Source organism: Shewanella chilikensis (assembly GCF_037953065.1).
GTDB lineage: Bacteria > Pseudomonadota > Gammaproteobacteria > Enterobacterales > Shewanellaceae > Shewanella > Shewanella chilikensis.
Genome location: NZ_CP149966.1, coordinates 3,440,928 through 3,452,312 on the forward strand (window position 1 = coordinate 3,440,928; position 11,385 = coordinate 3,452,312).

Sequence of the window (11,385 nt, forward strand, 5' to 3'; positions counted from 1 at the left end):
TCGGCTAATGAACTGAGTTCAGGCAGACTTTTTCAACACGGCCAGGGCGGTCAACGCCCTTTGCCGCGCCGCGCTGTGCTCGACTATAGGAGGCGGATAAGCCGCAGTGGCAAACAGACTCGGCTCGGTGAAGCGGGACGATGCGGCTGTGCCCGGATGGTGTATCTGTTTAAGCGGCCAGTGCGCCAGTTCAGGCAGATACCGGCGGATAAAACTGGCGTCGGGGTCGAACTTTTCGCTCTGGCTCATGGGGTTGAAGATCCTGAAATAGGGCTGGGCATCACAGCCGGTGCCGGCAGACCACTGCCAGCCGCCGTTATTGGCCGCCAGGTCGCCATCTATCAGGGCGCGGCGAAAATACTGCTCGCCCCAGCGCCAGTCCACCAACAGGTGTTTGGTGAGGAAGCTGGCGGTCACCATTCGCAGCCGATTGTGCATCCAGCCGGTCTGGTTTAGCTGACGCATGGCAGCATCCACCAGCGGATAACCGGTACGGCCCTCGCACCAGGCGGCAAACTCTTGCGGGTCGTTCCGCCAGACTATGTCATCGCCGAGCGTGTTGAAGTTGCGCCCCATACACAGCTGAGGCCAGGCGTGCAGCAGATGGCGGTAAAACTCGCGCCAGGCCAGCTCAGCCAGCCAGCTGCGACCCGGACTATTATCCTCTGCCATGGCCTCGGGGAAGCGATTGAGCAGCGCTGCTACACATTGCCGCGGGCTGAGAATACCAAACGCCAGATAGGGCGACAGGCAACTGGTGCCATCGAGGGCCGGGAAATCCCGCTCCTGGCCGTAATCGGCAAGCTGGTTGGCAATAAAACTATCGAGCCGCTGCCTGGCCCCCCCTTCACCCACTGGCCAGTGATGGCTGTCTTGTTTACTGCCTTGATTGCTGACCTTAAAACTCAGCTCTGCGGGTTCGGGTAAAGCCGGGGCCAGAGGCGCAGGTACCGGCAGCGGCGTTATCGCTTCTCTTCCCAGCAGCTCACGCCAACGGCGAAAGAAGGGGGTAAATACCCGATACATTTCGCCGCCTTGGGTACAGACGCTACCGGGCGGCAGCAAACAGTGCTCATCGGTAAACTGCAGGCCTACCCCTATAGTCCTGGTAAGCTGCGCCAGCGCCTGATCCCGGCGCTGCTCGTTAATCTCCACCTCGCGCCCAGCAAAAATCTGCTTAACGCCCTGGCGTTGGCAATATTCCTCGACAGTGGCATTCACCAAAGAGAAATCGTCACAGTGCAGTAAATCAAAAGCTATCCCCAAAGATGCCAACGCCCGTTGCAGTTGATTGACGCTGCGTTCGATGAAATCCAGCTGCATGGGACCAACAGAGTGCTGCTGCCACTGGGCCGGAGTCGCAATATAAAAACCCCGCAGCGGCAGACCTTGGGCCCTTGCCGCTTCGCACGCCAGCCACAAGGCCTGGTTATCTGAAGTGCGCAGATCGCTGCGAAACCAGATGGCAACACAGGCCTTTTCACTGGAAGGCGCATGATTGGGCAAAGACTGGGACATGTTACTTGTCCTCCGGTTGTTTTGAGGCAGACTCGGCCTGCCCCAGCAGTGCCAATATGGCGGCATTGCTGCTGCAAAGCACAGGATTCTTGAGGGGCTCCCGGTCCTTCTTGCCCCCTTTTTCAGTCACAGCCCGTTCCTTGGCATAGTGCTCAAAGGCATTGGCGTGAGCCGCCACATAATCCCCGCTCAAGATCAGTGGATAATCCAAAGCACTCGCCAGCTGGAACAGAGCTTTGACACTGCTGCCCGGCAACTGGGAAGGCGGCAGCAACAAGAGTCCCTGCAGCGGCAGCCTGTGTGCCAAGAGTTGCAACCCCTGGCCTTCCAAAGGCTCCTCTATATTGAGCGGCAACAGGCTGACACCCCGGGTGATAAGCTCCAGTTGCAGCAAGAGCTCACTCCAGGCCGGCTGCTTGCCAAGCGGCAGATAAAGAAGTTGCCAGCGGGGTTTCTGGCGCAGCAACTGTTCGCTGCGGGCGCCGACATAGTGAGCCAGACGGCTTTCGAGCCAACTGCGGACAAATGCGCCGTCGAGGCGTTCATCGAGCTGGGTGTCCAATACTTGCAACCAATGGCGCAGGCGCCGACAACACAAGGCGATGGGATAGAGGGCACTGAATTCATCCAGCAAGCGGCCAAAGCGGGCACTGCTGAGAGAAAGTGCCGCCTCGGTGAGACTGCTGCTGAACTTCAGCCAGTCGTCGTCTTCATTTTCTTGCTGCAGCTGTTTTTCTGTCTGGCCACTGAGCAGTGGCTTGACCTTGCTGATGGCCACGCCCTGCTCAAGCCAGGAGAGGATTTCACGGATCTGCTGAACCTGCTCCTGAGAGTAGAGTCTATGGCCCTTGGGGGTGCGCTGCGGGATAACCAGTCCAAATCGTCGCTGCCAGGCGCGCAAGGTGACAGGATTCACCCCGGTCAGTCTGGCGACTTCGCCGATGGAAAGGTTGGCAATGTTATCAGTAGGCATAACGCAGTTTTAACTCCTGTGGATGAGGGTTGAGATAAACCTGGGCCGCAATATATGGCTGCGGATGCTCCCTCAAGTAATGTTTAATCAATGTCAGCGGCACCAACAGAGGTTGCAGCCCCTGACGATATTCATCTATCGCCTGACTGAGCTCAGCCTTCTGTGCCTTGGTCAGTTTTTGTTTGAAATAGCCCTGAATATGCTGCAGCGCACTGGTGTGATTGCGGCGACTGGCCTTGTTTTTCAGCGCCTCCATAAAGCCTTCAAAGTAACGCTGGGCAGTTTCCTGCAAGTCTTCACCGCCGTCAGCCAGCAAGGGGCCAAGTTGACGATATTGAGCCGGACTGTGAGCCAGTAATAGGTATTTGTATCTGGCATGAAATTGAGTCAATTTATGCAGGCTCAAGCCGGAGTGCAGCAAACACTGCCAGTCGTGGAAGGCATACACCCGGGTGAAAAAGTTTTCCCTGATCACCAAATCGTTCAAGCGCCCCTCTTCTTCAACCGGCAGTTGTGGCCAGCGTTGCATCAGGGCCTTGGCGAACACACCTATGCCACTGCGATTCCCCTGGTCGCCGCCTTCCTTGTAGACAGTGACCCGTTCCATGCCGCAGGTAGGTGATTTGGCACAAAGCAGATAACCACTCAAAAATCCCAATTCAGCGACTTTTTCCTCACTGAAACTTTGCAGGCTCTCGGTTACATCCAGGCTGGCATCACGGCTCTGGATCCGGATCTCATCACCGCGGCGCACCTGACGTATGCTCTTGCGTGGCGCGCCCATACCTATCGCCATCTCAGGACAGACTGGCACAAAGTCAAAATGCTGCCTAAGCGCCTGCTGGCAATAGACAGAATTCTTATGACCACCGTCAAAACGCACCTGCTGCCCCAACAGGCAGGCACTGATACCCAGTTGAATTCGCTGCGGCTCAAACTTGTACATATTAAGAATCCTTGTATAACCTTGTAGTAGATTAAGGCACACACCTGTACAAGATTCAAGTTTTTGTACAATATTTTTTTTTAGCAAAGAGGAACCGACTTGCCTGGCAAGCCATACAAGAACTTAAAAGGAGTCAAGCCCAGCAAGCCTGGGCTATCCGCTGGCGAAGCAAGACCCATCTTGAATGAAACCTGTAACGCAAAGGCATTTAAGAGAGATTCGAAGGGAGATAAAAAACGGGAGTCTTGAGCTCCCGTTTTCTGTCATTGATACCTTTCACTGCAGGGCGCTAGCGCCTGAAATTATTGCTTGTCGGCCCCCAGGCGCTCAACCAGGAGTACCAGGCCAATTCCGGCGGCGGCACACAAGAGCGCCAACCCCAACTGATGCGGCTGCTGTGTCAGTTGCTCAAAGCCAAAGGGTGACAGGTTTTGCTGCACCAGGGGTACCTGCTCACCATGGGAATTGGTGCGCCAGCTTAGCGTCTGTTTCCAGGGCCAGATCTTGCCCAGCGTCCCCAGCATAAGCCCGGTAAGGAAGATAAGAGTGGCATCGTGAAAGCGCCGCAGCAGCGCCGACAGCAAATGGCTGAAACTCAGGATACCTATCACGGCGCCAACAGCAAAACAGCCGAGAATATCCAGCTGGATATTCTTGGCCGCCGCCAGCACGGCCGGATACAGTCCCAACAGCAAGAGGATAAAGCTGCCGGATATCCCCGGCAGTATCATGGCGCAAATGGCGATGGCGCCGCCAACAAAAATATTAAAGTAGCTGGCCTCCAACTCGACCGGGCTCAGCACGGTAATGCCCCAGGCAAAGGCCACTCCCAGCGCGAATATCAATAGCCGTGGCAGTGAAAAACCGCCCTTGACCTGGCGCAGCATATGCACCACGGAGATCAGGATCAGCCCGAAAAAGAATGACCATACAGGGATAGGATGGTGTGCCAGCAGGTAAGAGATAAGCTTGGCCAGACTCAGAATACTGCTGAGGATCCCCGCCAACAGACTCAACAAAAAGGCGCCATTGATATGTGCAAACGCCGCCTTGATCCCGTCGCGGCGTATAATGCCCCAAAGACTGGGATTGATACGGCGAATACTTTCCAGCAGGGTGTCATAGATGCCGGTAATAAAGGCTATGGTTCCCCCGGAAACGCCGGGCACCACATCGGCGGCCCCCATGGCCAGCCCCTTGAGGTAGGTCAACAGAAATTTCACTAGGTTTCCTTACTACTGTTTTGATAATTCTCGCGGATTATACCAATCCTGATTGAAGTTGGATTGTCCAAGGAAGTGATTCTTGCACTTGCAAAGGGTCCACCCATTCGCACCTTCCAGAAGAAACCGTCATTTAAGCACAGACCCCAGTTACTGCCACGCCATTTTATTCTATCTGTTCAGCCCCAGATCAGATTGGCGTGACCCTCGCTCATCTTACCCAAAGCTCTTGGCTCTTTCCTTTTGGCTCTTGCCAAAGCGCTCGTCAGCATACACACTCATCCGACCAGAGTAATAACAAAAACATTACCCTATACCAACAAAGAACATCAACAAGGAATACCCACAAGGAATCACTATGAGTAAAACCGCCAATTCGACCCTGAACTTGTATCACAAATGCAAGCGCCTGCCCTTTGGCAATAAGATATTCTCCTTGCTGGTCAGCCGGATGGCGCCTTACTTTGGCAGTATCAAGCCGATAATCCGTCAGTTGGAGCCCAACTACTGTGAATGCCTGCTGCGTAAACGCCGCGCAGTGGAGAATCACATAGGTACAGTACATGTCATTGCCATCTGCAACGGCCTGGAAATGGCGATGGGAGTCATGGCCGAGGCTTCAATACCACCTCATCTACGCTGGATCCCCAAGGGCATGACGCTGGATTACACCGCCAAGGCCGGCAGCGATATCCGCTGTGTGGCCAAGGTTGATGCCAATGCCTGGCAGCCTGGGGATCTCGATGTCGAGGTGCTCGCCTATGACTGCAATGATATCCTTGTGGTCAAGGGCAGTATCAAGCTCTGGATCTCGGCCAAGCCGGCCAAAAACGCGACCGAGAAGGGATCATAATTTGAAACAAGCCAGCACTTCCCTGATTCGGGTTTGATTGCTAACTTGGCTCAGCTAATCGAAGCCTTAGACGGTACTCAAGAGTAAGCAGGAAAAAGATGCAGGGACAGCCGGTCAAAATCAGTCACAACCCCAATATCGATGCCGTCAGAGGGCTGGCAGTATTGGGGATATTCTTTCTCAATGTCAGTTTTATGGGCGTCACCTTATATGGTTATGCACCCTTTCCCGAGTTTCATTTAACCGATGCCATTACCGAAACCCTGAGTAATTTTCTGCTGGAAGGGCGCTTCCTCAGCCTGTTTTCCATGCTCTTCGGTGTCGGCCTCTATATTCAACAACAGAATTTCCTCGCCAGAGGATTGGAGCCCTTCCCCTTAATCCGCTCACGCTTACTCTGGCTGATGCTCTTTGGGGCGCTGCACAGCCTGTTTATCTGGCCGGGGGATATCCTGCTCACCTATAGCATTTGTGGCTTCCTCGCCTGGCATTATCGTAACCTGGAGATTGAAGCACAGCAAAGGCGGGCACTGCTCTTTATTGCCATCGGCATCCTGGCCTATGGCCTGATGATCTTTCTGCCGGGTGATGAAGCCTGGATCCGCGGCAATGCCCTCTTCAATGAACAATACAGCGCCTGGACCGGCAGCTATGGCGAGCAGTTGCTGATGCACCTGTTTATGACCTTGCTGATGCTGATTTCCCTGCCATTTACTCTGCTGTGGTTTGTCAGCGGTGTGATGCTGCTGGGGATCAGCCTGTATCGTCGCGGGCTGTTTGACCAAGGTTTACCCCAGGGAAAATTGGGAAAATTGCTGGCACTGAGCTTGCTGCTGTCGCTGGCGGACACGATTCTCAGCCTGCAATCCCGCCCCAAACTGGTGATGCTTTCCGATATTCTGGTCATGCTGAGCGCCATTCCCATGGCTATCGTCTATGCGCATCTGTTGGTTAAGTTCGGCCGACGCCAGCCATGGCTGCAAATGCGCCTGCAGGCGGTTGGCCGGATCCCCTTGAGCCTGTATATTCTGCAGTCCTGTTTTGGGATCTGGCTGTTTCGCCATCAGGCGCCCGAGTTGCTGCTAACACTTGAGCGCATAGACTACCTGACCATAGCCTTGGGTTATGCCTTGGTGCAGATAATACTGGCCGGCTGCTACCTTAGGTTCTTCAACCAAGGGCCGTTGGAATGGCTCTGGCGCCGTCTGGCCTTTGGCAATAAGCCAATCAATAATGCCATGAATACTCACGAGTCAAACACATGAAGCACAAAGGAAAAGTCAGCCATTGGCAGGACGATAAAGGCTTTGGGTTTATCAGCCCCAATGACGGCAGTGAACGGGTGTTTCTGCACATTAAGTCACTGAGCCTGAGCGGTCGCAGGCCACAAGTGGGCGACGTACTGACCTTTAAAATCACCTTGGATGACCAGGGCCGGCGCCAGGCAAAACAGGCCTTCTTTCCCGAGGACAGGGGCAGACTCAAACAAAAACAGCGTCAGCAGAATAAGCGCAGCAGTCACAAGTCTTTCGTCGGTAAGCTCACCGCCCTATTTGCCCTGCTGCTACTGGCTTTAGTGGCACTGGGTAAGCTGCCGCTCTTGGTGCCCGTCTGGTATCTGCTGCTGAGTCTTATCTGTTATTGGCTCTATGCCCGTGATAAAAAGGCCGCCGAAACTGGTCGCTGGCGCACCAAGGAGTCGACCCTGCAACTGACCGGTTTGCTCGGTGGCTGGCCCGGCGCTTTGCTGGCACGCCACCAGTTTCGCCATAAGACCGGTAAAACAAGTTTCAGACTCCTGTTCTGGTGCTGTGTCGGCCTCAACCTGTTGGCGCTTGGCGCCGCTCTTAAGCTGGGATGGCTGGCACGGCTGCCCGAGATAGCCTTTTAACGGTTGGCTCTAAACTCAAGGGCAAGCTCGCCTATCAAGCAGGCTTAATCAAGCAGGCTCAATCAAGTAAGCCAAGTGCCAGCTTGCGGCCGCGCTCGGCAGCATACTGCCGGCTAACGAGCTGGGCCGAGACTATCGTCCCCTCTTTAATCAAACACAACTGCCCGGCCAACTCACGAGCGCGCTCGCGGCCAAGCCAAGACGACAACTTCTGCTCAAGCTCATTTTGAACCCTGGCCTTATGCTCACGGCAGAGACGATTTACCGGATGCTCGGGTGAGGGATACTCGGCGGCGGTATTGATAAAGAAACAGCCGCGAAACTGGCTCAGGGATTCAACCCGGCTGTTGAACCAATCATCCAGGGCGTTAAACAGCTCATGGACCAGCTCCGTCGGCGTTTGCGCCACCTCCAGCCTTTGATTCAACCAATCAAAAAACAGTTGATCGCGATAACGCACCACGGCCAGCACCAGGGCCTCCTTCCCCTCGAAATGATGATAAAGGGTTTTCTTGGCTATGCCGGCCTCGGCCAGAATTTGATTGATGCCCACCCCATGCACACTCTCTCGATAAAAGAGTTCAAAGGCGCCGGCAAGCAGTTGGGAAACCTTGTCCATCTCACACTCCTTAACGATTCAATATGAGTTTGACAAAAGTAGAACGGTCTGTCTACCATAAAAAGTAGACCGATTGTTCTACCAAGCAAAAATGCTGACAACCAAAGGAAAACAGATATGGACAACACACCTCCCCTGACTGCAACACCTGCTGCAAAAACCACAGCCCAAGCGGCGACAAACCGTTGGCAGGCTGCCGCCTGGGCCACACTGGGCGCCGGAAGCTGTATTGGATTACTGGCGGGATTACAGGAGATGCTGACACAGAATCTGAGCTGGAGTCTGCTGCTGATGGCACCATTCGGTGCCACTATGGTGTTGCTCTACGCCCTGCCCCAAAGCCCGCTGGCGCAGCCGAAAAACATCTTCTTCGGCCACCTGCTCACCTGCGCTCTGGGACTCTTGTTATTGCACACCTTGGGAGTGTCGCCGCTGACACTGGGGTTGGGAACCGGCCTCGGGGTCGGCCTGATGATGTTGACCAATACCACTCATCCACCGGCCGGTGCCAACCCCTTGCTGGTGATGCTGGCCGGGGCCGACTGGCAGTTTTTGCTAACGCCTGTGGTTTCGGGGTTGCTGCTGATCCTCGCTTTCGGTTGGGCCTATCACAAGAGCCTGTATATCAAGGGGATCAGCAAGCATAGCTGGCCTAAAACCAACTGAGGGCAACACTTATCACCACGCCGGTGATCAGCAACTGCATCAGGCAAAAACCCATGATATCCCGGGCCTTGAGCCCGGCAATGGCCAGCACAGGCAGCGCCCAAAAAGGCTGGATCAGGTTGGTCCAGGCATCCCCCCAGGCCACCGCCATGGCGACCCTGGCGACATCGGCGCCAAGTGCCTCGGCGGCCGGCAACATGATAGGTGCCTGTACCGCCCACTGGCCGCCACCGGACGGCACGAAGATATTCACCACCCCGGCGCTGATAAAGCTCCAGAATGGCAGTGACTCGGCGCTGGCAATGGCAACAAAACCCGAAGAGATACTCTGTGCCAGCCCGGACTGCACCATCACCGCCATGATGCCGGCGTAGAAGGGAAACTGGATCACTATCCCGGCGCCGCCCTTTATCGCCTCATTGAGACTGACCAGCAGACTGCGCGGCGTCTGGTGCAGGGTTATCGCCAGAAACAGAAACAGGAAATTGACTATGTTGAGGTTGAGACTGCCCCCCTGAACAAAGAACCAATATCCCAGATACCCGAGACCACACAGGCCCACCAGGATCCCGAGTATCCGGCTATTCTCCAGATAGTCGGCCGGGCGTTTGTTCTCACTCTGAGTCGGCGCAGCATCCTCGAGCAGCGCAGGATCGACTATCACAGACTCTTTGTCATCCGGCAGCATAAAGCGATTGACCAACGGCATTATGATAAACAGCAAGGCAAGTAGCAGCAGATTAAAGTCGGCAAAAATGGTTTCCGAGGTAGGAATAATGCCTATCTGCGCCTCGGCAAAATGTCCTGGTGTGGCCACTGTCAAAGGCACTGAGCCCGCCAAGCCGCCGTGCCAAACCACAAAGCCCGAATAGGCACTGGCCACCAGCAAACGGTAATCCACCTTGACCCGGCGCGCCAACGCCTTGGCAAACAGGGCACCGACCACCAAACCGAACCCCCAGTTGAGCCAACTGGCCGCCAAGGAGACCAAGGTCACCAGTATGATAGCCTGCGGCGCACTGCGGGCCAGAGACGCTATGGCGTCCAGCAGCTTCTTCACCGGCGGAGAGCTGGCCAGCATAAAACCAGCGACCAGCACCAGCAACATCTGCATCGAGAAACTGAGCAGGTTCCAAAAACCACTGCCCCAATAACCCAGCACTTCTACCGGTGTCTTTTGCTGGCCGAGCATGGCGACGGCAAACACCAACAGAGTAAGCAGGAGCACAAAGATATAGGGATCGGGCAGATACTTATCCACCAGCTTGACCAGTGGCCGGGAGGCGCGATTGAGCATAGGGGTTTCCTTGAGTCTTATTATGATTATTCTGCGGAGAGCTGATTTAGCTTTCACTTTTTTATCAATAGCCTACACAAGTCTGCCCGAGGGATAAAGCCCGACAAAAGTACACTATAACCCTAAGCTGTAAATGCCGCAGTCCAACTGCTAAGATAGCGCCACCTTCAGGACAGAGGATCCCCAAATGAGAATGTTGCTTGCCGTGGTGGTTATCGCCGCAGTTATTTTTTACTTTTTCACCACCATGAATGGCCAAAAACTGGCAAAAGAGAATATCGCCAAGGGCGAGGTATTTCTTGAGGCCAATAAGCATAAAGAGGGGGTGGTCACCACAGACTCAGGGCTGCAGTATCAGTTGCTGCACAAGGGACAAGGCCAGGTTCATCCGGGCCCCAAGAATAAGGTGACAGTGCACTACCATGGCACCCTGATTGACGGCACTGTGTTTGACAGCTCGGTCGATCGCGGTGAGCCCATCGCCTTTCCACTCAATCAGGTGATCAAAGGCTGGACCGAAGGGGTTCAGTTGATGACAGAAGGCGACAAGATGCGCTTCTTTATTCCCAGCAGTCTGGGCTACGGCAATCGCTCTGCCGGCTCCATCCCGCCGGGTTCGGTACTGATTTTTGATGTGGAATTACTCAAGATCAACTGACAATCCCCAACAACAAGCCCAGCCAAAGCCGGGCTTGTTAATTTGCACTTTTCTCACTCAAACCCAGCTCTCACAACACGATCCCTTTTTACGAGTTTTCAACTCCGGGCCTTGTCCATTCAGAATCTGGATGATGGCAACTCAGGGCGCCAGCGCTTCACGGGTAAACTCCGAGTGGTCGCACTCGGGACAGTCGGGAATGATGCCTGGGAACTCAAAGTCCATCTCATGGCCGCAGTTACTGCAGACCATTTTGCCCTGACTAACGATATCGCCGCTCTGATAATAACCATGGTGTTTGAACTCATGGGCCAGTTCATGCCACTCCACCTGGCTGCGGTCGCTGATTTCGCCCAGCCAGTGCCAGAGGGTGTTTTCCAGCGTCAGCATAGTGGGGCTGTAACTGATGTCATCTTCCGTTTGGCTCTGAATATAGCTGGCGATATCCCGCTTGAGGAATTCCTCGACCAGAGACAGCTCGGCCTCACCGGCCTGCTGCTTGATAGCCAAATACTCTTTACCTTCCTTGATAGAATTAAATAAGCTCTTAACTGTCAATGAGTTATCTTGGTCATACTGTTGTTTGACTCTGTCAATCAAGGCCTGATACAGCGCCAGTAACTCCGTACTTCTCTCACTCATGGCCAATACTCCTTTAAGACGAACCTTTCTTAATGACTCACTTCTGGTTTATTCTATGCAGATCTAAACGGCGCAGTATAGCGCGCATGTCAAAATAAT

12 protein-coding genes are annotated in these 11,385 nt (G+C 54.4%); 5 read left to right on the top strand and 7 right to left on the bottom strand.

What is annotated here, in order from left to right; translation table 11 throughout:
- Positions 1-18: 18 nt before the first annotated feature.
- The 4 genes from phrB to WKR14_RS15640 all read right to left on the bottom strand — a co-directional run bounded on the left by phrB (position 19) and on the right by WKR14_RS15640 (position 4,660).
- The gene (gene phrB, locus WKR14_RS15625; protein WP_339086817.1) at positions 19-1,518 is read right to left on the bottom strand and encodes a deoxyribodipyrimidine photo-lyase; all 1,500 of its coding nucleotides are present in this window, start codon (positions 1,516-1,518) and stop codon (positions 19-21) included.
- Between the two features lies 1 nt (position 1,519).
- Complete coding sequence (locus WKR14_RS15630; RefSeq protein WP_339086819.1) at positions 1,520-2,491, bottom strand: MerR family transcriptional regulator; 972 nt, start codon at positions 2,489-2,491, stop codon at positions 1,520-1,522.
- Positions 2,481-3,437 carry a DUF523 and DUF1722 domain-containing protein gene (locus WKR14_RS15635; RefSeq protein WP_339086821.1) on the bottom strand — a complete coding sequence of 319 codons (957 nt, stop codon included), beginning with the start codon at positions 3,435-3,437 and terminating at the stop codon, positions 2,481-2,483. Before WKR14_RS15635 ends, WKR14_RS15630 begins: the two co-directional genes overlap by 11 nt.
- Positions 3,438-3,739: 302 nt before the next feature.
- Complete coding sequence (locus WKR14_RS15640) at positions 3,740-4,660, bottom strand: DUF368 domain-containing protein (RefSeq protein WP_028781175.1); 921 nt, start codon at positions 4,658-4,660, stop codon at positions 3,740-3,742.
- A 358-nt stretch (positions 4,661-5,018) separates the two neighbouring features.
- Between WKR14_RS15640 and WKR14_RS15645 the strand changes: the two genes are divergently transcribed.
- The 3 genes from WKR14_RS15645 to WKR14_RS15655 all read left to right on the top strand — a co-directional run bounded on the left by WKR14_RS15645 (position 5,019) and on the right by WKR14_RS15655 (position 7,404).
- Positions 5,019-5,513, top strand: a complete 495-nt coding sequence (locus WKR14_RS15645) for a hotdog fold domain-containing protein (RefSeq protein ID WP_208124293.1) — start codon at positions 5,019-5,021, stop codon at positions 5,511-5,513.
- A 98-nt stretch (positions 5,514-5,611) separates the two neighbouring features.
- Positions 5,612-6,778, top strand: a complete 1,167-nt coding sequence (locus WKR14_RS15650; protein ID WP_339086824.1) for a DUF418 domain-containing protein — start codon at positions 5,612-5,614, stop codon at positions 6,776-6,778.
- Positions 6,775-7,404 (top strand): cold shock and DUF1294 domain-containing protein, encoded by a 630-nt coding sequence (locus WKR14_RS15655; protein ID WP_339086826.1) that lies wholly within the window; start codon positions 6,775-6,777, stop codon positions 7,402-7,404. Before WKR14_RS15650 ends, WKR14_RS15655 begins: the two co-directional genes overlap by 4 nt.
- Positions 7,405-7,462: 58 nt before the next feature.
- Here WKR14_RS15655 and WKR14_RS15660 read toward each other — a convergent pair whose 3' ends face one another.
- Positions 7,463-8,023 (bottom strand): TetR/AcrR family transcriptional regulator, encoded by a 561-nt coding sequence (locus WKR14_RS15660; RefSeq protein WP_144220274.1) that lies wholly within the window; start codon positions 8,021-8,023, stop codon positions 7,463-7,465.
- Between the two features lie 117 nt (positions 8,024-8,140).
- On the opposite strand from WKR14_RS15660, the gene WKR14_RS15665 reads away from it, so the two are divergent.
- Positions 8,141-8,689: an HPP family protein gene (locus tag WKR14_RS15665; protein WP_025889887.1), complete on the top strand. Its 549-nt coding sequence runs from the start codon at positions 8,141-8,143 to the stop codon at positions 8,687-8,689.
- Here WKR14_RS15665 and WKR14_RS15670 read toward each other — a convergent pair.
- On the bottom strand, positions 8,676-9,986 hold the full coding sequence (locus tag WKR14_RS15670; RefSeq protein ID WP_165565490.1) for a short-chain fatty acid transporter: 1,311 nt from the start codon (positions 9,984-9,986) through the stop codon (positions 8,676-8,678). The two genes, WKR14_RS15665 and WKR14_RS15670, sit on opposite strands and share 14 nt — an antisense overlap.
- A gap of 187 nt (positions 9,987-10,173) precedes the next feature.
- On the opposite strand from WKR14_RS15670, the gene WKR14_RS15675 reads away from it, so the two are divergent.
- Positions 10,174-10,644 carry an FKBP-type peptidyl-prolyl cis-trans isomerase gene (locus WKR14_RS15675; protein ID WP_339086829.1) on the top strand — a complete coding sequence of 157 codons (471 nt, stop codon included), beginning with the start codon at positions 10,174-10,176 and terminating at the stop codon, positions 10,642-10,644.
- 141 nt (positions 10,645-10,785) lie between these two features.
- Here WKR14_RS15675 and WKR14_RS15680 read toward each other — a convergent pair whose 3' ends face one another.
- The gene (locus WKR14_RS15680) at positions 10,786-11,286 is read right to left on the bottom strand and encodes a zinc ribbon-containing protein (protein ID WP_039034319.1); all 501 of its coding nucleotides are present in this window, start codon (positions 11,284-11,286) and stop codon (positions 10,786-10,788) included.
- Positions 11,287-11,385 lie beyond the last annotated feature (99 nt).